A 21,638-nucleotide genomic window follows, 5' to 3' on the forward strand; every position below is an offset into this window, starting at 1 on the left:
CAATCGAAGACGGACCCGGAAACGGGGGAGGCGTGGGAAGTGCTTGGCTGGAACATCGTCGTGGACCTTTCTTGTATTTATGGAAAGTCGAGGCGCTGCTGGGATCGCAGGCTGGTTGCGGCAGCGCCTCGACCATGGAGCCGATGGTGGGATGCACCAGCCCCTGATTCAATTCACGGGAAACGCTTCTGTTCGATTATCGAACTGAAACTAACCATTTCGTACATTTTCAGAGAGAGCGATTCAACCCAAGGTCCAAGTTCCAGGTTTCTCGCCAGCGGCGTTGTCTTCTAGAATCGGCGCACATTCACCAGGATCAGGTCCCATGGCTGGTAGTCAGATCGAACGCGCCTTCAATCTCTTGGAACGCCTCACCACCGACCCGCGTGGCTTGCCGATGCAGACCCTGGCGGATGAGCTGGAAATCCCCAAGAGCGCTACCCACCGCATGCTGGCGGAGCTGATCCGCCTCGGCTATGTGCGGCAGAACCCGGATAACAGCCGCTACCAGCTGTCCACCCGGCTGGTGGCCATGGCGTTCCGCTACCTCGCCAACAGCGGCGCCGATATCGTCCAGCCGATTCTCGACCGTCTGGCCCAGGAGACCGGGGAGCTGGTGCGCCTGGGGGTGATCGACGGCGGCCACCTGACCTGGATCGTCAAATCCCAGGGTGCCCGTTCCGGATTGCGCTACGACCCGGACATGGGCCGTGACGCGCCGCTGTTCTATACCGCCTCCGGCCATGCCTGGCTGGCCAGTCTGAGCGACGCCGAGGCGCTGCTGCTGGTGGAGCGCCAGGGCGTCGCCGACCGCAAGGACTTCGGTCCCAACGCCCCGCGCTCCAATATCGAGCTGCTGGAACGCCTGCGCCTGGCCCGCGAGCGTGGTTATGCCTGGGTTGTGGAAAGCTCGTCGGTGGGCATGTCGGCCCTGGCGGCGGTGGTGCGCGACCCGGGTACCGGCAAGGCCATCGGCGTACTCAGCGTCGCCGGCCCCACCGCGCGCCTGCCGGAGGATCGCATGCACGAACTGGCGCCGCTGCTGCTGGCGGCCACGGCCGAGCTGTCGGCGGCGAGCAAGGCTTCCGAGTTCTTCGTCTGAGCACTGCCCAGGCGGTGAGACCCGCTAGATTGTGGGGACGAATTCATTCGCCATGGGCAGCGTAGCTGCCCTCTTGGGGGCTGGATGGGCAGGCCTGCGGCCTGCTTGGCGATTGAAATCGCCCCCACAGAGAACCTCCTTCTCCTGCACCTCCTCAGCTCAGGACGCCTGATCGATCCGCAGGTCATTTTCCTCTTGCGATAATATGGAACAGAGTTCTAAATATCGCGAATCCAATTGTGGAACTGGATTCCGAGAAGAATATGACCGAACGCATTTTTTCCCTCGCAGCACTCACTGTCCTCGAACTCTCGCCACCGGACATGGTGGAAGTTGCCGCACGGACCGGATACAGCCACGTCGGCCTGCGCCTGGTTCCGGCTACGCCCGAGGAACATCACTTCCCGCTGGTGACCGATGCCGGGCTGCGCCGCCAGACCCGGGAGCGCCTGCGCGACACCGGGGTGAAGGTGCTGGATATCGAGATCCTGCGCCTGAAGGCGGAAACCCGCGTCGCCGACTTCCTGCCGGTGCTGGAAGTCGGCGCCGAGTTCGGCGCGACCGAGGTGCTGGTGGCCGGCAACGATGCTGACGAGGCGCGCCTGACCGAGAATTTCGCCGCTTTCTGCGACTTGGCCACGCCTTATGGCATTCATCCAAGCCTGGAGTTCATGCCCTGGACCGACGCCCGCGACCTGCCTCAGGCCGTGCGCATCGTCGAGAACGCCGCCCGCGCCAACGGCGGGGTGCTGGTGGACGCCTTCCACTTCAATCGCTCGGCTTCGCGCCTCGACGACCTGGCCGGGGTGGCTCCGGCGCGCCTGCGCTATGCGCAGCTCTGCGACGTGGCCGGCCCGCGCCCGGACGACATGGACGAGATACTCCGCCAGGCGCGCAACGAGCGGCGCTTTCCCGGCGACGGCGACAGCGATCTGGTCGGCCTGCTGCGCACCTTGCCGGCGAGCATCCCACTGAGCCTGGAAATTCCCACCCGCCAGCTGATGGTGCAGGGTGTCAGTGCCCTGGAGCGCGCCCGGATCGCGATGGAAAAGGCGCGCACGCTGATCGACCGGATCTGAGCGTTCACCCTTCACGCGGCCGGCTGGGCCGCGTTCTTTTTTCAAGGGGTCCATTAGCGCCGGTACCCCGCTTGCCGGAGCCAACCAACCGCTGCCACCAAGGGGCGCGCAGCGGCCCCATTGGGAGGCGCGGGGCAGACCTGCGGTCTGCTTGGCGAATGAATTGGCTATGTCGGCGTTAGCTGTTGTAGCACCGAATGGAAGCGTCTAATACGGGATTTTCGGGCCTCCGTGCCCGCCTGACATCTCCCTCTCCCCCGGCCCCCGCCCTGCGCCCCTGCCTGATCGCTTCGCGCTCAGGCGTTCATCGGCACCGGAAGCGGTGCTTCCGAAAGCGTGCCTCTTCACCCCGGAGGGAGAGGGGTGACTCGCGCCTGAGCGGGCGCGGCAATCCTGATGCCTGCTCATTGTCTGAACCTGTGCCGCAGCGGTGGGGCAGCGACTGCGCCCCGTCAGGAGGCCGAGCGGAATCGTTGCAGAGGGGGACGAGCGGCATGGATGCCGCGAGTGGCGTGCGGGGCCATGGATGGCCCCTCACGCCGGGCCCCCGGCGCAACGATGGAGCGAGGGAAACGCAGTAACAGCCGAAGGCTGGTCACCCGGCGAAGCCGGGCCGGATGTAGGGGCAAGCGCTTTGGTTCCTTTCTGTGGTGCGGCATCCCGACGTTTGAGAAAGGGACTCGCCCGGGAGGGCGAAACAGGGACTCGCCGTCCGCTCGATAATCAGCTTGGCTCAGGACGTTCTAGCAACATTTAACGCAGACATAGCCAATGAATTCGCCCCTACAAGCAACCGCGCACCTGACGATTCCGTGCACGGGGCGGAATGGAGATTCGGAGAGAGATGGCGCGGGGAGGGGGAATGCGGAGGCCCGGCCGGGCCTCCGCGAGGGGTGGATCAGCCTTCGACCTGTTCGATCTTGCGTGGGGCCATGAAGTACAGCCAGGTCAGGGCGATGAAGTACATGGCCGGGATCATGGTGAAGAGCACGGCGTAGTTGTTGTTGGTGGCGGTCAGCACACCGCCGACGATCTGGGTCATGAACATGCCGCCGATGGCTGCGCACATGCCGCCGAAGCCGAACACGGTGCTCATCAGGTGCTTGGGCGTGTAGTCCATCACCAGGCTCCAGATGTTGGCGGTCCAGGCCTGGTGTGCGCCCACGGCCAGGGCGATGGCCAGTACCGCGACCCACAGGCCGCTGGCGTTGGCGGCGAAGACCACGCCGACTATGGTGCAGGCGAAGATCAGCATGGAGGACAGGCGCGCGGTGATGGGTTTGACGCCGCGGCCGATCAGCCAGGAGCTGAGAATGCCGCCGCCCACGCTGCCGAAGTCGGCGGTCAGCCAGATCAGGATCAGCGGGATGCCCATCTGGGTGACGCTGATGCCCAGGCCGTACTGCTGGTTGAGGAAGGGCGGCAGCCAGTAGAGGTAGAACCAGAACACCGGGGCGGTGATCGAGTAGGCCAGGGCGAAGGCCCAGGTGCCGCGCATGCGCAGGATGCGGGAGAAGGGCACCTTGACCGGCTCGGGTTCGACCGCCTGGTTGATGTAGTCCAGTTCGCTCTGCTTCACCCGCGGATGTTCTTCCGGGTTGAAGTAGTTGATCGACCAGAACACCAGCCAGACCAGGCCCAGGCAGCCCATGCCGACGAAGGCGGCCTGCCAGCCCCAGACACTCAGGATCAGCGGCAGCAGGGCGGGAGTGACCATGGCGCCGACGTTGGTGCCGGCGTTGAAGATGCCGGTGGCCAACGCGCGTTCGCCGGCCGGGAACCAGAGGCGGGTGGTCTTCACGCAAGCGGGATAGTTGGCCGCCTCGGTCAGGCCGAGGATGAAGCGGCAGACCATGAAGCCGGCGGCGGACGTGGCCAGGCCGTGGGCGCCGGTGGCCAGGCTCCAGAACAGTACGGCGAGGAAGAAGGCGCGCTTCACGCCGACCTTGTCGATGAAGCGGCCCTGGAGGAGGAAGCCGATGGCATAGCCAACCTGGAACCAGAAGTTGATGTTGGCGTAGTCCATCGCCGTCCAGCTCATCTTCTCGGCGAGGATGGGCTGCATCACACCGAGGGCGGCGCGGTCGATGTAGTTCAGGGTGGTGGCGAAGAACACCAGGGCGAGCATGCCCCAGCGCATCTTGCCGACGGCCATGGCGTCGCGGATCTTGGCGAACATGCCGCCTTGCTGGAGGGCGGGATCAGGGGCGATGCGGGTGGTTTGAGACTGGATCATTGTTGTTTTGCCATCCGTTCTGTGACTGGTACGCCAGTCGGTCTTCGACTCGTTGCGGCCACCGCTTCCTGCTTCGGCGACGCCTTCTCGGCGGTGCACGAAGGGGCGATCCATGCCAGGGTCCGGCGAATCTTCCTTGAAGGAATACTGTGGCGGTTTGACCGGGTTGTGGCTTCAGGCCAGGCCTGGAGGGGCTGGGGCAACCGGGGTTATTCGGAGTGCGGCTGACTGCACCGCAAGGCCGGCGTGGCCGCAGAGGTAGCAGAAGGAGAGCGGGAAGGGGGCGTGCAGGCTGGTAGAACCTTGAGTGCGAGCATGAGCAGGTACCCGTTTCTTGAAATTGTTATGTGACGCTTGGTTTGCCATCGCAGGGCCTGTCGGATGACTGGGCTGGCAGTGATGCCACCCGGCGGGTTGCCTGCAACATGGGGTTCATGTTGCGCAGTGATCGAAAAAGCGTCAATTCGATAACCGGCCTTTTGTTCGTTAATCGAACACAAAACTAACTGGTTCGTACATTTGAATTGCTGCGCTGACTTTACGCGCGAATAATCGATCCAGCTACGAAAACAAACGGCTTCGCCTGCTTTTGTAGGGGCGAATTCATTCGCCAAGCAGGCCGAAGGTCTGCCCCTGGGACTTGTAGGGGCCGCTTCGCGGCCCTTGGCGAATGAACTCGCCCCTACACGTATCTCCCGCGCCCACCCACAAGGAGCTGAAGCATGCAGCGTTCCATTGCCACCGTCTCCCTGAGCGGTACCCTGCCGGAAAAGCTCGAGGCTATCGCCGCCGCCGGTTTCGATGGTGTCGAGATCTTCGAGAACGACCTTCTCTACTACGCCGGTAGTCCCCGCGAGATCCGCCAGATGTGCGCGGACTTGGGGCTAGCCATCACCCTGTTCCAGCCCTTCCGCGATTTCGAAGGCTGCCGCCGCGACCGCCTGCAGAAGAACCTCGACCGTGCCGAGCGCAAGTTCGACCTGATGCAGGAACTGGGCACCGACCTGGTGCTGGTGTGCAGCAACGTCCAGGCCGACGCCTTGCCGGATGAGGAAGTCCTTGTCGACGACCTGCGCCTGCTCGCCGAACGCGCCGGCGCGCGCAACCTGCGCATCGGCTACGAGGCCCTGGCCTGGGGCCGCCATGTGAACAGCTGGCAGCAGGTCTGGAACCTGGTGCGCCAGGCCGACCACCCGGCCCTGGGCGTGCTGCTGGACAGCTTCCATACCCTGTCCATCAAGGGCGATCCCAGCGGCATCGCCGAGATTCCCGGTGACAAGATCTTCTTCGTGCAGATGGCCGACGCGCCGCTGCTGGCCATGGACGTGCTGGAGTGGAGCCGGCATTTCCGCTGCTTCCCCGGCCAGGGCGAGTTCGACCTGGCGGGTTTCCTCGCGCCCATCATCCGCAGCGGCTACAAAGGCCCGCTGTCCCTGGAGATCTTCAACGACGGTTTCCGTGCCGCGCCGCCGCGGGCCAACGCCGCCGACGGCCTGCGTTCGCTGCTTTACCTGGAAGAGAAGACGCGCAAATTGCTGGAGAAGGACCCTGTGCCCCCGGCCAACCTGGACATCCTCTTCGCGCCGCCGCCGGCCAGCCGCTACGACGGCGTGGAGTTCCTCGAGTTCGCCGTGGACGAGGTGCAGGGCGCCAGGCTGGCCGGCTGGCTGGAGCGCCTGGGCTTCGTCCGCGCCGGCCAGCACCGCTCCAAGGATGTCAGCCTGCTGCGCCAGGGCGACATCAACATCGTGCTCAATGCCGAACCCTATTCCTTCGCCCACGGCTATTTCGAGGCCCACGGCCCGTCGCTGTGCGCCACCGCCCTGCGGGTCAAGGACAGTGCCAGCGCCCTGGAGCGCGCCCGCGAATTCAAGGGGCAGCCCTATCGCGGCCTGGTGGGCCCCAACGAGCGGGAAATCCCGGCCGTGCGCGCGCCGGACGGCAGCCTGATCTACCTGGTGGAACAGGCCCCCGCCGGCCAGACCATCTATGACAGCGACTTCGTCCTCGACCCCGCGGCCAGCCAGGGCGGCCAGCTGCAGCGCATCGACCACATGGCCCTGGCGCTGCCGGCCGACGGCCTGGACAGCTGGGTGCTGTTCTACAAGAGCGTGCTGGACTTCGAGGCCGACGACGAAGTGGTATTGCCGGACCCCTATGGCCTGGTGAAGAGCCGCGCCATCCGCAGCCGCTGCAGCAGCATCCGCCTGCCACTGAACATCTCGGAGAACCGCAACACGGCGATTTCCCATGCGCTGTCCAGCTACCGGGGTTCCGGCGCCCACCATATCGCCTTCTCCTGCGAGGACATCTTCGCCGAGGTCAGCCGCGCCAAGGATGCCGGTGTGCCGCTGCTGGACATTCCGCTGAACTACTACGACGACCTGGCGGCGCGCTTCGATTTCGACGACGAGTTCCTCAGCGAACTGGCCTACTACAACGTGCTCTATGACCGCGACGCCCAGGGCGGCGAGCTGTTCCACGTCTACACCGAGCCGTTCGAGGGGCGCTTCTTCTTCGAGATCCTGCAGCGCAAGAACGGCTATGCCGGCTACGGCGCGGCCAACGTCGCGGTGCGCCTGGCGGCCATGACCAAGGCCCGCAGCGGTGCGGTCGCCAAGGCCAAGCTGTAGCACGACGGGAAGCCTGGGGCGCTGCCCGCTCCAGGCTTCCTTACGGCCGCCGCCCAGCCCATAATCGTTCCAGTTTCCGCTGGCCGTGAGCCCAAGATGACAATAACTGCCGAACTCCCAGACCTGTCCGCAGAGGCTCCCCGCAAAGGGCGCAAGAACAATCCGGAGAAAACCCGCGAGAACATCCTCCAGGCGGCCATCGCCGAGTTCGTCCAGCAGGGCCTGTCCGGGGCCAGGGTGGACGCCATCGCCGAGCGCATGCACACCTCCAAGCGGATGATCTACTACTACTTCGGCAGCAAGGAGCAGCTCTATGTCGAAGTGCTGGAAAAGCTCTACGGCGATATCCGCAGCACCGAAGGCAAGCTGCACCTGGCCGAACTGGAACCCCGCGAGGCGATCCGCCGCCTGGTGGAGTTCACCTTCGACCACCATGACCGCAACGTGGATTTCGTGCGCATCGTCAGCATCGAGAACATCCACCATGGCGAGTACGTCAAGCAGTCCAAGGCCATTCGCTCCATGAGCACCACCGTCCTCGACGCCCTCGGCGAGATCCTCCGCCGCGGCGAGGCCGAGGGCGTGTTCCGCTCCGGCCTCAACGCCCTCGACCTGCACCTGCTGATCAGCTCCTTCTGCTTCTATCGCGTCTCCAACCGCAATACCTTCGGCGAGATCTTCCAGATCGACCTCACCGACGAGCAGGTCAAGACGCGGCACAAGGAAATGATCTGCGAGTCGGTGCTGCGTTACCTGCAGGCCTGACCGTTTCCGTCGCCAGGGCGAGGCCGGCCAGGTAGCCGAAGGTCATTCCCGGCCCCAGGGTGATCCCGCCGCTGGGGTAGTGCCCAGCCATCACGCTGGCCATGTCGTTGCCCACCACATAAAGACCGGGGATGGCGTCGCCCCGGTCGTCCAGCGCCCGCGCCGAGGCATCGGTGCGCAGTCCGGCAAAGGTGCCCAGGCTGCCGGGTACCAGCTTCACGGCATAGAAGGGGCCCTGGCGAAGCGCCCCCAGAGATGGATTGGGGCCATGCAGCGGTTCGCCCTGGGCCCGGTTGTAGGGCGAAGTGCCGCGCTGGAATTCCGGGTCGCTGCCGCGTTCGGCATAGGCGTTGAACGCTGCCACCGTCGCTTCCAGTTGCGCCCCGTCCATACCGCATTGGCGAGCCAGTTCGGCGAGGGTTGCCGCCTTGTGCAGGTAGCCGTTGCGCACATGGCCACCAGTCGGGAAAGGAAAGGGCCGCGCCCGGCCGATGCCGTAGCGGCGCTGGGCGCGGTGGTCGCAGATCAGCCAGGCGGCCGGTTCTTCCCCGGCCGGGGTGGCGCGGAATAGCGCATTCATGAAGTCATGGTAGGAGTCGGCCTCGTTGGTGAAGCGCCGGCCATTGCGCAGCACGGCGATGAAGCCTGGCTTGGCGCGTTCCATCAGGTGCGGGAAACCGCTGAAACCACCGTCGGCGCGCGGCACCCGCGAGACCGGTGCCCAGGCGGCGGGGCTGGACAGGTCCTCGGCGACCCGGGCGCCCACGGCTTCGCCCAGTCGCAGGCCGTCGCCGGTATTGCTCTTCGGCGCGGCAGAAAGGTGCTCGTGGCCGAACAGCCGGGCGCTGCGCTGGCGATCATGGGGAAAGCCGCCACAGGCCAGGACCACGCCGCGACGGGCCATCACCTTCACCACACGGCCATCCTGCTGCAGTTCCGCGCCGATGATGCGTTCACCGTCCCGCAGCAGGCACCTGGCGGCCGCGCCGGTCTCCAGGCTCACTCCCAGATCGAGCGCGCTGCGTAGCAGGCGCGCCACCAGGGCATTGCCATTGACCAGGTGCAGGCCACGGCCATGCAGCAGGCGATCACGCCAATGCCGCAGCAGGCGTCCGGCGACGTAGAGGGCCGAGCGCGGCGAGCGGCTGGCATTGAGAAAGTGCGCCAGGTCCGCACCGCCCGCGATACCCATGCCACCCGGGCTGATCAGGTCCAGGGGTGGGCGCAGGGCCCGCAGCCAGGGGCCGAGACGGCGGCCGTCATAGGGCAGGGCGCAGAGGGAGCGGCCGCCGCGCACAGCGCCGGGGGCGTCGTGCATGTCCGGCATGCGGCTGCCGGACTGGAACTGCACCTGGGTATGGCGCTGGAAGAAGTCCACCATCTCCGGGCCATGGCGAAGGAAGGCGCGCAGGCGTTCATCCAGTTGCTCCACGCCCAGTTCGGTGCGCAGGTAGCTTTCCACCGCCTCCTCGGAGTCCTCGATGCCTTCGGCCCGGGCCAGGGGATTGCGTGGAATCCACAGCCAGCCGCCGGACCAGGCGCTGCTGCCGCCGAGCTGGCCGGTCTTCTCCGCCACCAGTACCTGCAGGCCCTGGTGTGCGGCGGTGACCGCCGCGGCCAGGCCGGAGGCGCCGGAGCCGATCACCAGCACATCGCAGTGGTGTTCGACCATGGCGCTCACTGCAGCGGCGAGAAGGCGGTGGGGCGCATCAGGCGCGACTCGAGATGCACCACGGCATCCAGCTCCTTGTTCAGGCGGCCGAACTCGGCCCAGCGCGGGTCTGCCGCCATCTTGGCGCGACGTTCGGCACGATCGTCGAGGCTTTCGTAGGCCCAGATGTGCACCACCTGGTTGGCCTCGCCGAACTCGGTGGTGAAGAAACCCACCAGCTTGCCCAGGTGCTCGGTCTGCAACTCCAGGCAGTGGCTGCGGTAGAGGGCCAGCCAGTCGGCCAGTTTGGTGGGCTTGATGGTGTAGGTGCGCAGTTCGTAATACATGGTGCTGTCCTCAGCGATTGGATTGCAGGCGGTCGGCGATGTGGCAGGCGGCGAGGTAGCCGAACGTCAGGCCCGGGCCGATGGTGATGCCGGGGCCGGGGTAGGTGCCGTCCATGATCGAGTTCATGTCGTTGCCGGCGGCGTACAGGCCGGCGATGGGCCGGCCCTGGCGGTCCAGGACATTGGCATTGGCGTCCGTGACCAGTCCGCGGGCCGAGCCCAGGTCGCCGGTATGGATGCGGATGGCGTACCAGGGCGCCCGGGTCAGCGGTGCCAGGCAAGGGTTGGGCTGATGATGCGGGTCGCCCAGGGACTGGTTGTAGCTGGTGGCGCCCTTGCCGAAGTCGCGGTCGACGCCGGCACGGGCATCTTCGTTGTGCCGGGCGAGGGTGGTGGCGAGCCCTTGCGGGTCGACCCCGAGGACCTGCGCCAACTGCTCCGGCGTATCGGCGCGGAACAGGTAGCCGGCTTCGACCAGCGCGCTGTTGTCCACCGGGCTCGGTCGCGCCAGGCCCATGCCGTAACGGCCCATGGCCTCGGCATCGCAGATCAGCCAGCAGGGCGCGTTGCCCTCCCGCTGCATGGCCTGGACGAAGCTGTGGTAGGAGTCGGCCTCGTTGGTGAAGCGCCGGCCCGCATGGTTCACCGCGATGATCCCCGGCTTGGCGCGGTCGGTGACCAGGTGCGGGAAGCGCTCCAGTTCTCCGCCGGGCCGACGCACCTGCGAAACCGGCGCCCAGAAGAAGTTGGCCGCCATGCCCTGGCCGGTGGCCGCGTCCACTTTGGCGCCCAGGGCCAGGGCGGCGCCATCGTTGGTCGCCGGCGACATGGTCAGGTGGTCGCCGCCGGTGTCCGGTCGGAACTGCGCGGCCTGCTCGCCGGCGGCGAAACCGCCCATGGCACAGACCACGCCGCCACGGGCATGCAGGTCGAGCAGCTGGCCGTCCTTGCGTACCCGCACGCCGCAGACGCGGCCCCGGTCGAGGATCAGGGATTCGGCGCTGCAGTCCAGCCAGAGTTCGACACCCTTGGCGAAGGCGCTGGTGGCCAGGCGGGCGATCAGGGCATTACCCACGGTGAGGCGGGTGCCGCGCTCGTGGCCGAGGCGGTCGCGGCCGTAGCGCGCCAGCAGCTTCAGGCAATGCCAGAGCGACCTCGGCGAGCGGCGGAAGCTGAGGAAGTGCTGGATATCGACGCGGTTCACCATCATGCCGCCGAACAGCAGCATGCCCTCCGGCGGGCGGCGCAGGTCCTTGAAGCGCGGGCCCAGGCGGCGGCCGTCGTACTCCACCATCTCCAGGGCGCGGCCGCGGTCGGTGGCGCCTTCTTCCAGCGGGTAGTAGTCCGGCGAGAAGGGCCGCAGGGTATAGGCCAGCTCGCTGTTCCGCTCGAGGAAGCCCAGCGCTTCGCGTCCATGGCGGATGAAGGACTCCACCAATTCGGGGTTGTAGCCGGGACCGATGGTTTTCTTCAGGTAGGTGCGGATGGCCTCGGGACTGTCCTGGATGCCGGCGGCACGGGCCTGGTCGCTGTCGAAGATCCACACGGCGCCACCGGAAATGGCCGAGGTGCCGCCGAACTGGGTGGCCTTTTCCACCATCAGCACCTTCAGGCCCTTGCAGGCGGCGGTGGTGGCCGCGGCGAATCCGGCGGCGCCGCTGCCCAGGACGATCAGGTCCCAGGTGCCTGCGATGTTTTCCGCCCGGGGCGGCTGCACGGCTGTGTTCATGGCACGCTCCTCAGGCATCCGGCGGCATCACGCCCATATGGGCACCGAGATTGCCCATCTGCGCGCGGGCCATTTCCGGTCCGGTCTGGATGCGGCAGCCGAGGTTCCGGGCGAGGGCGAGGAAGGGGGTGATCACCGGGCTGGTCACCACGTCGGCCACCAGCGCCTTGGGGGAAAGGCTCTCCAGCAGAACGCCCGGCAGCGGCAATTCGCCGGTATCGCCCATGCCCACGGGAGTGGCGTTGACCACCAGGTCGAAGGCACCGAGGCCGTCGTAGGCATTGCCGACCGCAAGGCCCGGGAAGGCGCCGCGCAACACGCCGGCCAGGTGTTCGGCACGGGGCTGGTCGAGGTCGGCGATCACCAGTTCGCCCACGCCGGCTTCGCAGAGGCCGTAGGCGATGGCTGCGCCAACGCCGCCGGAGCCCACCACCAGGGCGCGCTTGCCGGATGGCTCGAAACCATGGGCGTGGGCGGCCTTGAGGAAGCCTTCGCCGTCGACGTTGTCGCCCAGCAGCCGGCCATCGGCCTCGCGGCGGATCACGTTCACCGAGCCGAGAGCCGCGGCGCGGGGGCTGAGCTGGTCCAGCTGGCCGGCCAGAACCTGCTTGTAGGGCACGGTCACCACGCAGCCGCGCAGGTTCTTCCAGCCGCGCAGGGCCTGGATGAAGGTGGCGAGATTCTGCTCGGCCATGTCCACGGCGATCATCGCCAGCTCCCGGCCGTTCTCGGCGAACCAGGTGTTGAAGTTTTCCGGCGATTTCACCTGGGCGATGGGGCTGCCGATGATGGCCACCAGTTCGGTCGAACCACGGATCATGCTGATCTCCTGGGCTTGTTGTTGTGCCGGCAGTATTGCCAGCGGCCAGGGGGCAGCCAATGAATCCGAGGGCTGTTTTGCTTGATGATCGCAACACCACTGCGATAATCGCACTATTCGGCGAAATCAGTCCGTAGGGTGCGCTGCGCGCACCGCAACTCCTGCACGGGGTCCGTGGTGCGCACGGCGCACCCTACGGGGCGAACACGCGGCACATAGAGGGCAGGGTAGAGCGGATGAAGACACCGGTGATCCACCAGCGCGACCTGATCGCGGGCCTGCAGAAGGGCCTGGCGCTGATGCAGCTGTTCAGCGACGAGCATCCGCGCCTGTCCGTGCCCCAGGCCGCCGCCATGTCGGGCCTGACCCAGAGCGCCGCGCGGCGTTTCCTGCTGACCCTGGTCCATGAAGGTTTCGCCGAGACCGACGGCCGCCATTACTGGCTGACCGCCAAGGCCCTGCGCATCGGCCAGGCCTACGTGGATTCGGCACAGCTGCCGCGCATGCTGCGGCCGATAGTAGAGCAGGTGGCGCGGACCACCCAGGAGCATGTCTCGGTGGGGCTGCGGGACGGTGACGACATCGTGCATATCGTCCGCAGCCGCTACAGCCATATCGCTTCGCTGTCGATCCGGCCGGGCTCGCGGATGCCGATGTACTGCACGGCCAGCGGGCGTATCTGGCTGGCGTCGTTCTCGCCGGAAGAGCTGGAGGCCTATTTCGCACGGGTACCGCTGCGCCAGCTGACGCCCTATACGCGAATCGGGATCGAGGAACTGAAAACGGAACTGCGGAAGGTGGCCACCCAGGGCTTCGCCGTGGTGGACCAGGAATACGAGGCGGGGATGTGCGTGCTGGGCGTGCCGCTGACCAACCGCAAGGGCGAGTTGAAAGCCAGCCTGACCATCACCACTCACGCGTCACGCGTGAGCGGCGAGGAGATGCGCCAGCGCTACCTGACGCCCCTGTACGAGGCGCAGGCGCTGCTCAAGCCGGTGCTGGATTGAACGGTGCTGCCGTAGGCTGAGGCCCACCTTGGAATCAGATTCGTAGGGTGGAAATCCCGGTGAGGGATTGCCACCGCAAGGGCCTGAGCCGGAGCGTTGGTGGATAGAAAAGCGCTATCCACCCTACGGGCGCAATCGTAGGGTGGAAATCCGCGTGGCGGATTTCCACCGTCCGGGTCAGCCATTCATGCTGGCGAAGTGGGCCATCATACGCTGAGCGTCCGCGGTCACACCGCTGAACAGTTCGAAGGCCTTCACCGCCTGGAACACCGCCATGGTGCCGCCGTCCAGGGTGCGGCAGCCGAGGGCGCGGGCGTCGCGCAGCAGCTCGGTTTCCAGCGGGAAGTAGATGATCTCCGCCACCCACAGCTCGGGTCGCAACAGCCCGGCCGGCACCGGGGTGCCCGGCAGCTTGGCCATGCCGATGGGCGTGGTGTTCACCAGGCCATCGGCTTCGGCCATGGCATTGGCCAGGTCGGTGCCCAAGGCCGCGCGGCCGGCGCCGAAGTGCTGGTTGAGGCTGTCCACCAGGGCCTGGCCACGCACGGCGTCCACTTCGAACAGGGTCAGGCGTTCGACGCCCTCGGCCAGCAGCGCATGGGCCACCGCCGAACCGGCGCCACCGGCGCCCATCTGCACCACCTGGCGGCGCTGCACATCCGGCAGGCCACGACGGAAGCCTTCGCCGAAGCCCAGGCAGTCGGTGTTGTGGCCGACGCGCTTGCCATCCTTCAGTACCACGGTGTTCACCGCGCCGATGCCGGCGGCCTCGGGGGAAAGTTCGTCCAGCAGCGGGATGATCGCCTGCTTGCAGGGGAAGGTGATGTTCAGACCGGTGTAGCCCATGCGCTCGGCGGCGGCGAGCAGGTCGGGAAGGGCGGAGCTGTCCAGCTTCAGCTGATCGAGGTCGATCAACCGGTAGAGGTAACGCAGGCCCTGGGCATCGCCCTCGTGCTCGTGCATGGCCGGGGTGCGGGATGCCTGGATGCCGGCGCCGATCAGGCCGGCGAGCACTGCGTTCTGGTGGTTGGACATGGCGCTCACCCCTTGTTGAACAGTTGGCCGAAGTGCTGCAACGCCAGGCTGTAGCCCTGGCTGCCGAGGCCGCAGATCACGCCGACGGCGATGGCGGAAACGAAGGAGTGGTGGCGGAATTCCTCGCGCTTGTGCACGTTGGACAGGTGCACTTCGATCACCGGCAGCTCGCTGGCCACCAGGGCGTCGCGGATGGCCACGGAAGTATGGGTCCAGGCGGCGGGGTTGATCAGGATGCCGGCGCAGCGACCGCGAGCCTGGTGGATCCAGTCGATCAACTCGCCTTCATGGTTGGTCTGGCGGAAGTCCACCTCGAAGCCCAGCCCGGCGGCGGTGCGGCCACACAGGGCAGCGATGTCGGCGAGGGTTTCATGGCCGTAGGTGGCGGGCTCACGGGTGCCGAGCATATTGAGGTTCGGGCCGTTGAGGACCAGGACAGTGCGAGTCATTACAGCGATATCTCCATTGTTGTTCTGGCCCGGCCGGGGAGCCGGGACGGTCTGGCAATGAAAATGTACTAACTAGTTAATTAGGTCAATTTGCCGCAGGGATTAGCGTGCGGTTATCGGACGGGAATAGGAGGATTGGCCGGGGGCCGGCCGAGATCCGGATCATGTCGTAGGGTGCGCTGTGCGCACCGGAACCTCTGCGCGAGCGCTTTGGTGCGTGCGGCGCACCCTACGGACGGTTCATGCTCGGTGCTTGAACGCCAGGCGGAAGCGGTGCAGCAGCGGCTCAGTGTAGCCGCTGGGCTGGGCGCAGCCTTCGAAGACCAGGGCACAGGCGGCCTGGAAGGCGATGGAGGCGTCGAAGTCCGGCGCCATCGGCCGGTAGTTCGGATCGCTGGCGTTCTGCTGGTCCACCACCTTCGCCATGCGCTGCAGCACCTCCAGTACCTGATCGCGGCTGACCACGCCGTGGCGCAGCCAGTTGGCCATGTGCTGGCTGGAGATGCGCAGGGTGGCGCGGTCTTCCATCAGGCCCACGTCGTGGATGTCCGGCACCTTGGAGCAGCCGACGCCCTGTTCCACCCAGCGCACCACATAGCCGAGCAGGCCCTGGGCGTTGTTCTCCAGTTCTTCGCGTATGGCGTCCGGGCTCCAGTCGGGCTTCTCGGCCACCGGCACCGTCAACAGGCCGTCCAGCAGCCCTTCGCGCTCGGCGGCGAGATCGATACGCTCCAGCTCCTGCTGCACCGCCTGCACATCCACCTGGTGGTAGTGCAGCGCATGCAGCACCGCGGCGGTGGGCGAGGGTACCCAGGCGGTGTTGGCGCCGGCCCTGGGGTGGGCGATCTTCTGCTCCAGCATGGCGGCCATCAGGTCCGGCATGGCCCACATGCCCTTGCCGATCTGCGCCCGGCCGCGCAGGCCGCAGGCCAGGCCCACCAGCACATTGTTGCGCTCGTAGGCCTGGATCCAGGCAGTAGACTTCATGTCGCCCTTGCGCAGCATGGGGCCGGCCTCCATGGCCGTGTGCATCTCGTCGCCGGTGCGGTCGAGGAAGCCGGTATTGATGAAGGCGACCCGTGCCGAAGCGGCGGCGAGGCAGGCCTGGAGGTTGACACTGGTGCGCCGCTCCTCGTCCATGATGCCCATCTTCAGGGTATGGCGCGGCAGGCCCAGCAGGTCTTCCACGCGGCCGAAGAGTTCGTCGGCGAAGGCGACTTCGGCCGGGCCATGCATCTTCGGCTTGACGATATAGATGGAGCCGCGCCGCGAGTTGCGCCGGCTGTGCAGGTCATGCAGCGCCGCCAGGGTGGTGATCACTCCGTCGAGGATTCCCTCGGGGATCTCCCGGCCTTCGCCGTCGAGGATCGCCGGGTTGGTCATCAGGTGGCCGACATTGCGCACGAACATCAGCGACCGGCCGGGCAGGCTCAGGGCCGAGCCGTCGGCGGCGGTGTAGTGGCGATCCGGGTTGAGGCTGCGGGTGAAGGTCCTGCCGCCCTTGCTGACGGCCTCGGTGAGGTCGCCCTTCATCAGGCCCAGCCAGTTGCGGTAGACCTGCACCTTGTCGGCGGCGTCCACCGCGGCCACCGAGTCCTCGCAATCCATGATGGTGCTCAGCGCCGCTTCCAGCAGCACGTCCTTCACGCCGGCGGCGTCGGTCTTGCCGATCGGGTGGTTGGCGTCGATCTGGATTTCGACGTGCAGGCCATGGTTCTTCAGCAGGATGGCGCTGGGCGCCTCGGCTGCGCCCTGGTAGCCGACGAAGCGCTGCGGATCGCGCAGGCCGCTCTGGCGGTTGCCGAGGCTGACCTGCAGCTGGCCGTCCTCCACCCGGTAGCCGGTGGCCTCGGCATGGGAGCCGTCGGCCAGTGGCGCGGCCTGGTCGAGGAAGGCGCGGGCGAAGGCGATCACCCGCGCGCCGCGCACCGGGTTGTAGCCGGCGCCTTTTTCGGCGCCCTGGTCTTCGGCGATGGCATCGGTGCCGTAGAGGGCATCGTAGAGCGAGCCCCAGCGTGCATTGGCGGCGTTCAGCGCATAGCGCGAATTGGATACCGGCACCACCAGCTGCGGCCCGGCCTGTTCGGCGAGTTCCGGGTCGACATTGGCGGTGTTGATCCGCACCTGGGCAGGCTCCTGCACCAGGTAGCCGATTTCGCCGAGAAAGGCACGGTAGGCCGGCATATCACGAATCGGACCGGGGTTGGCGCGATGCCAGGTGTCGAGCTCCGCTTGCAGACGGTCGCGCTCGGCAAGCAGGGCACGGTTCTTCGGCGCCAGGTCATGGACCAGGGCGTCGAAGCCCCGCCAGAAGGCGGCCTGCTCCAGGCCGGTGGACGGCAGCGCTTCGTTGTCGATGAAGGCGGCCAGCTCGGTTGCCACCTGCAGGCGGTGGCGGGATACGCGTTCGGTCATGCTGTTTCTCCGTTGAATCTCAGGCCAGGCACTGGGCGCCGGCACGGGCGATCTGGGCATCCTGCTCGGCCTTGACGCCGGACACGCCGACGGCGCCGACCACCTGGCCGTCCACCAGCACCGGCACGCCGCCTTCCAGGGAGGTCAGCAGTGGCGCCGAGAGGAAGGCGCTGCGTCCACCATTGACCATGTCTTCATAGCCCTTGGACTCGCGGCGGCCGAGGGCGGCGGTGCGGGCTTTCTCGGTGGCGATGTAGGCGCTTATCGGCGCGCAACCGTCGAGGCGCTCCAGGGCCAGCGGATGGCCGCCGTCATCGACCACGGCGATGGCCACGTTCCATTGGTTGGCGTCGGCCTCGGCACGGGCGGCGGCGAGGATGCGGGTGACTTCGCTCAGGTTGAGCACGGCTTTGGTATGCATGGTTTACCTCGCAGTTGAGTTCGGTTCGTTACGAACTGGCAGGGTCTTTCTTCAGCCCATGGCTTCGTCCACCAGTTCGATCCAATGCCTGACGGGCGTGCGGCCGGCGCCGTCCAGGTGGGTCTGGCAGCCGATGTTGGCGGTGGCGATGACCTGGGGCTGGCCGCTCTCCAGGGCGTTGAGCTTGTTGTCGCGCAGTTGCCGCGACAGCTCCGGCTGGGTGATGGAGTAAGTACCGGCGGAGCCGCAGCAGAGGTGCCCGTCCGCCACCGGCGTCAGGTGGAAGCCCAGTCGGCGCAGCACGCCCTCCACCGCGCCGCCGAGCTTCTGTGCATGTTGCAGGGTGCAGGGGCAGTGGAAGGCCAGGCGCAGGTCGCCGCGGATGCCGAGGCTTTCCAGCGGCGCATCGCGCAACACTTCCACCAGGTCCCTGGCCAGTTGGCTGACCCGCTCGGCCTTGGCGGCGTAGTGCGGGTCGTCCTTGAGCAGGTGGCCGTAGTCCTTGACGAAGGCACCGCAGCCGCTGGCCGTCTGCACTATGGCTTCGGCGCCGGCTTCGATGGCCGGCCACCAGGCGTCGATATTGCGCCGGGCGCGGTCGAGGCCGGCGGCCTGGGCGTTCAGGTGATAGTCCACGGCGCCGCAGCAACCCGCCTCACGGGCTGGCTCGACGCTGATGCCCAGGCGGTCCAGCACCCGGGCGGCGGCGGCATTGGTGTTGGGGGAAAGCCCCGGCTGCACGCAGCCTTCGAGCATCAGCACATGGCGGGCGTGGCGGACGGCAGGACGTGGACGCGCCGGGCGAACCTGGCGCGGCAGCTTGGCCTTGAGCGCTTCCGGCAGCAGCGGGCGGAGGGCGTTCCCGGTGTGCACCAGCGCCTTGAACAGCCCGGCATGGGGCACCACGGCACGCAGCCCGGCGCGCAGCATGCGCTCGCCAAGGGGGCGCGGCACTTGTTCCTCGACCACCGCGCGGCCGATATCCAGCAGGTTGTGGTACTGCACGCCGGAGGGGCAGGTGGTCTCGCAGTTGCGGCAGGTCAGGCAGCGATCCAGGTGCTGCAGGGTGCTGGCGCTGGGCTCATGGCCTTCGAGCACCTGTTTCATCAGGTAGATGCGCCCACGCGGGCCGTCCAGCTCGTCGCCGAGCAACTGGTAGGTGGGGCAGGTGGCATTGCAGAAGCCGCAGTGCACGCAGGCGCGCAGGATGGCTTCGGCCTCTTCGCCGCGCGGCAGGGCGCGGGCCTGTTCACTCAGATGGGTTTGCATGTGCGGCCTCAGACTTCTGCGTACATCCGCCCGGGGTTGAAGATCCCCTGCGGGTCCAGTTGCGCCTTGAGCTGGCGGTGGTAGCGCAGCAGCGCCGCCGGCAGCGGCTGGAAGGGGCTGTCGCAGGCTTGGAAGCAGGTGGCGTGGCCACCGGCGCGGCTGGCGACGGCGCGGATCTCCTCCGCCGCTGCCTCGGACTTGAGCCAGCGCTGGGCACCACCCCAATCCACCAGCTGGGCGCCGGGCAGGTCCAGGGCCGGGGTGTCGTTGGGCAGGGACAGGCGCCAGAGCGGGCGGGGATCGGCGAAGAAGGGCAGGCGCTGCTCCTTGAGGTCTTCCCAGAAGCCCGGCTCCACGGTTTCGCAGCCGAGACGGTCGCGGGCGGCGGCCACCGAGCCCTCGCCACCTTCCACGCGCAGGTGCAGGTAGTCGCCGTCATGGCAGGCGGCGCTGATGGGCAGCGGCTGCTGGCCCCATTCGGCGAGCTTGCGCAGGGCTTCCGCCACGTCCACCGCCAGGCGCAGGTTGGCCACGGCGCGGGGCTTGGGCAGCACCTTGAGGGAAACCTCGGTGAGCAGCCCGAGACAGCCGAAGCTGCCGGCCATCAGCCGCGACAGGTCGTAGCCGGCGACGTTCTTCATCACCTCGCCGCCGAAGCGCAGGTGCTTGCCGCCACCGGTGATCACCCGCGTGCCGAGGACGAAGTCGCGCACCGCACCGGCCCAGGGCCGGCGCGGGCCGGACAAGCCGGCGGCGACCATGCCGCCCACGGTGGCGCCGGCGCCCAGGTGCGGCGGCTCGCAGGCGAGCTGCTGGCCTGCGGCGTCCAGCGCCTGCTCCAGCTCCGCCAGCGGGGTGCCGGCGCGCACCGTCACCACCAGCTCGGTGGGGTCGTAGGTGACGATGCCGCGATGCTCGCGGGTATCCAGCAGTTCGCCGGAAACTGGCCGGCCGAGGCGCGCCTTGCTGCCGCCACCCTGGATGCGCAGCGCACGGCGTTCGGCGATGGCCTGGTTGACCTGCTCCAGCAAGCGGATGCTGGCATCGAAGGAAGTCTGGCTCATCAGAAGCGCTCCAGTTCGGGGAAGGGCAGCTGGCCCGCATGTACATGCATGGCGCCGAATTCGGCGCAGCGGTGCAGGGTGGGGATGTTCTTGCCCGGGTTGAGCAGGCCGCTGGGGTCGAAGGCCGCCTTCACGCCATGGAAGAGGGTCAGCTCGTCGGCGTTGAACTGAGCGCACATCTGGTTGATCTTTTCGCGCCCCACGCCGTGCTCGCCGGTGATGCTGCCGCCCACCGCCACGCAGAGTTCGAGGATTTTCCCGCCCAGGGCCTCGGCCCGCTCCAGCTCGCCGGGCTGGTTGGCATCGAAGAGGATCAAGGGGTGCATGTTGCCGTCGCCGGCATGGAACACGTTGGCCACCCGCAGGCCGTACTCGGCGGAGAGCTCGGCGATGCCGCGCAGCACGCCGGGCAGCTCGCGGCGCGGGATGGTGCCGTCCATGCAGTAGTAGTCCGGCGAGATGCGGCCCACCGCCGGGAAGGCGTTCTTGCGCCCGGCCCAGAAGCGCACGCGCTCGGCCTCGTCGCGGGCCTGGCGCACTTCGGTGGCGCCGGCCGCTTCGAGCACCTGGCGCACCCGCTCGCAGTCGTCGTGGACGTCCGCCTCCACGCCGTCCAGTTCGCAGAGCAGGATGGCCTCGGCGTCCACCGGGTAGCCGGCATGGATGAAGTCTTCGGCGGCGCGGATCGCCAGGTTGTCCATCATCTCCAGGCCGCCGGGGATGATGCCGGCGGCGATGATGTCGCCCACCGCGCGGCCGGCCTTCTCCACCGAATCGAAGGCCGCCAGCAGCACCTTGGCCACCTGCGGCTTGGGCAGCAGCTTGACCGTGACCTCGGTGACCACGCCGAGCAGGCCTTCCGAGCCGGTGAACAGCGCGAGCAGGTCGAAGCCGGGGCTGTCCAGTGCGTCGGAGCCCAGGGTCAGGCGTTCGCCTTCCACCGTGAGGATCTCCACCTTGAGCAGGTTGTGCACGGTCAGGCCGTATTTCAGGCAATGCACGCCGCCGGCGTTCTCCGCCACGTTGCCACCGATGGAGCAGGCGATCTGCGAGGACGGGTCCGGTGCGTAATAGAGGTCGAAGGGGGCGGCCGCCTGGGAAATCGCCAGGTTGCGCACGCCGGGCTGGACGCGGGCGAAGCGCCCGGCCGGGCTGACTTCGAGAATGCGGTTGAAGCGCGCCATCACCAGCAGGATGCCCTGTTCCAGCGGCAGGGCGCCGCCGGACAGGCCGGTGCCGGCGCCACGAGCCACCACCGGCACGCGGCGCTGGTGGCAGAGCCTGAGCAACTGCTCGACCTGCTCGACGCGCTCCGGCAGCACCACCAGCATGGGCGTGGTGCGGTAGGCGGAGAGGCCGTCGCATTCGTAGGGCTTGAGGTCTTCCTCGCGGTAGAGGATGTCCAGGTCCGGCAGGCGCTCGCGCAGCTCGGCCAGCAGGGCGGCCTTGTCGACTTTCGGCAGCGCGCCGTCGACGCGCTCTTCGTAGAGGATGTTCATGGCAGGCTCGGTCTTGTTGTTCTGGTGCCGGCGGTTGCCGGGCAGTCCTGAATCCATCATTGGCGCCGTTTTCGCCTGTCGTCCACCAGTTGCTCGACTGGTCCTACCAGTTTTTTC

General features: G+C 67.3%; 17 protein-coding genes. 5 read left to right on the forward strand and 12 right to left on the reverse strand.

Translation table 11 applies throughout. The features are described 5' to 3' along the window. Positions 1-325: 325 nt before the first annotated feature. Both ACFPU0_RS25865 and ACFPU0_RS25870 read left to right on the forward strand, forming a co-directional pair. Positions 326-1,102, forward strand: a complete 777-nt coding sequence (locus ACFPU0_RS25865) for an IclR family transcriptional regulator (RefSeq protein ID WP_377696153.1) — start codon at positions 326-328, stop codon at positions 1,100-1,102. A 263-nt stretch (positions 1,103-1,365) separates the two neighbouring features. Continuing rightward, positions 1,366-2,181, forward strand: coding sequence for a sugar phosphate isomerase/epimerase family protein (locus ACFPU0_RS25870; RefSeq protein WP_377696154.1), 816 nt, complete (start codon positions 1,366-1,368; stop codon positions 2,179-2,181). 898 nt (positions 2,182-3,079) lie between these two features. On the opposite strand, the gene ACFPU0_RS25875 is transcribed toward ACFPU0_RS25870, so the two are convergent. Next, on the reverse strand, positions 3,080-4,417 hold the full coding sequence (locus ACFPU0_RS25875) for an MFS transporter (RefSeq protein ID WP_377696155.1): 1,338 nt from the start codon (positions 4,415-4,417) through the stop codon (positions 3,080-3,082). A 722-nt stretch (positions 4,418-5,139) separates the two neighbouring features. On the opposite strand from ACFPU0_RS25875, the gene quiC reads away from it, so the two are divergent. Together quiC and ACFPU0_RS25885 are read left to right on the forward strand one after the other, a co-directional pair. Further along, the gene (quiC, locus tag ACFPU0_RS25880; RefSeq protein WP_377696156.1) at positions 5,140-7,050 is read left to right on the forward strand and encodes a 3-dehydroshikimate dehydratase QuiC; all 1,911 of its coding nucleotides are present in this window, start codon (positions 5,140-5,142) and stop codon (positions 7,048-7,050) included. A gap of 96 nt (positions 7,051-7,146) precedes the next feature. Continuing rightward, entirely contained in the window at positions 7,147-7,815 is a 669-nt protein-coding gene (locus ACFPU0_RS25885; RefSeq protein ID WP_377696157.1) for a TetR family transcriptional regulator, read from the forward strand. On the opposite strand, the gene ACFPU0_RS25890 is transcribed toward ACFPU0_RS25885, so the two are convergent. The 4 genes from ACFPU0_RS25890 to ACFPU0_RS25905 are packed head-to-tail and all read right to left on the reverse strand — an operon-like array spanning position 7,757 to position 12,362. Then, complete coding sequence (locus tag ACFPU0_RS25890) at positions 7,757-9,487, reverse strand: FAD-dependent oxidoreductase (protein WP_377696158.1); 1,731 nt, start codon at positions 9,485-9,487, stop codon at positions 7,757-7,759. The two genes, ACFPU0_RS25885 and ACFPU0_RS25890, sit on opposite strands and share 59 nt — an antisense overlap. 5 nt (positions 9,488-9,492) lie before the next feature. Further along, entirely contained in the window at positions 9,493-9,813 is a 321-nt protein-coding gene (locus ACFPU0_RS25895) for an NIPSNAP family protein (protein ID WP_377696159.1), read from the reverse strand. A gap of 10 nt (positions 9,814-9,823) precedes the next feature. Continuing rightward, positions 9,824-11,542 carry an FAD-dependent oxidoreductase gene (locus ACFPU0_RS25900; RefSeq protein WP_377696160.1) on the reverse strand — a complete coding sequence of 573 codons (1,719 nt, stop codon included), beginning with the start codon at positions 11,540-11,542 and terminating at the stop codon, positions 9,824-9,826. 10 nt (positions 11,543-11,552) lie between these two features. Then, positions 11,553-12,362: a shikimate dehydrogenase family protein gene (locus ACFPU0_RS25905; RefSeq protein WP_377696161.1), complete on the reverse strand. Its 810-nt coding sequence runs from the start codon at positions 12,360-12,362 to the stop codon at positions 11,553-11,555. 236 nt (positions 12,363-12,598) lie between these two features. Between ACFPU0_RS25905 and ACFPU0_RS25910 the strand changes: the two genes are divergently transcribed. Next, complete coding sequence (locus ACFPU0_RS25910; RefSeq protein WP_377696162.1) at positions 12,599-13,369, forward strand: IclR family transcriptional regulator domain-containing protein; 771 nt, start codon at positions 12,599-12,601, stop codon at positions 13,367-13,369. A gap of 177 nt (positions 13,370-13,546) precedes the next feature. On the opposite strand, the gene ACFPU0_RS25915 is transcribed toward ACFPU0_RS25910, so the two are convergent. The 7 genes from ACFPU0_RS25915 to glcD all read right to left on the reverse strand — a co-directional run bounded on the left by ACFPU0_RS25915 (position 13,547) and on the right by glcD (position 21,521). Then, a complete protein-coding gene (locus ACFPU0_RS25915; RefSeq protein ID WP_377696163.1) occupies positions 13,547-14,404 on the reverse strand; it encodes a shikimate dehydrogenase in 858 nt (285 codons plus the stop codon). A gap of 5 nt (positions 14,405-14,409) precedes the next feature. Then, on the reverse strand, positions 14,410-14,853 hold the full coding sequence (gene aroQ / locus ACFPU0_RS25920) for a type II 3-dehydroquinate dehydratase (protein ID WP_377696164.1): 444 nt from the start codon (positions 14,851-14,853) through the stop codon (positions 14,410-14,412). Between the two features lie 240 nt (positions 14,854-15,093). Then, complete coding sequence (locus ACFPU0_RS25925; protein WP_377696165.1) at positions 15,094-17,268, reverse strand: malate synthase G; 2,175 nt, start codon at positions 17,266-17,268, stop codon at positions 15,094-15,096. 19 nt (positions 17,269-17,287) lie between these two features. After that, positions 17,288-17,689 (reverse strand): heme-binding protein, encoded by a 402-nt coding sequence (locus ACFPU0_RS25930; RefSeq protein ID WP_377696166.1) that lies wholly within the window; start codon positions 17,687-17,689, stop codon positions 17,288-17,290. A 51-nt stretch (positions 17,690-17,740) separates the two neighbouring features. Beyond that, positions 17,741-18,958, reverse strand: a complete 1,218-nt coding sequence (gene glcF / locus ACFPU0_RS25935) for a glycolate oxidase subunit GlcF (protein WP_377696167.1) — start codon at positions 18,956-18,958, stop codon at positions 17,741-17,743. 8 nt (positions 18,959-18,966) lie between these two features. Next, positions 18,967-20,022, reverse strand: coding sequence for a glycolate oxidase subunit GlcE (glcE, locus tag ACFPU0_RS25940; protein WP_377696168.1), 1,056 nt, complete (start codon positions 20,020-20,022; stop codon positions 18,967-18,969). Then, the gene (gene glcD, locus ACFPU0_RS25945; RefSeq protein WP_377696249.1) at positions 20,022-21,521 is read right to left on the reverse strand and encodes a glycolate oxidase subunit GlcD; all 1,500 of its coding nucleotides are present in this window, start codon (positions 21,519-21,521) and stop codon (positions 20,022-20,024) included. The genes glcE and glcD overlap by 1 nt, the downstream gene beginning before the upstream one ends. Between the last annotated feature and the right edge of the window lie 117 nt (positions 21,522-21,638).

This window comes from Pseudomonas sp. GCM10022186, from assembly GCF_042656385.1.
Classification (GTDB): Bacteria; Pseudomonadota; Gammaproteobacteria; order Pseudomonadales; family Pseudomonadaceae; genus Metapseudomonas.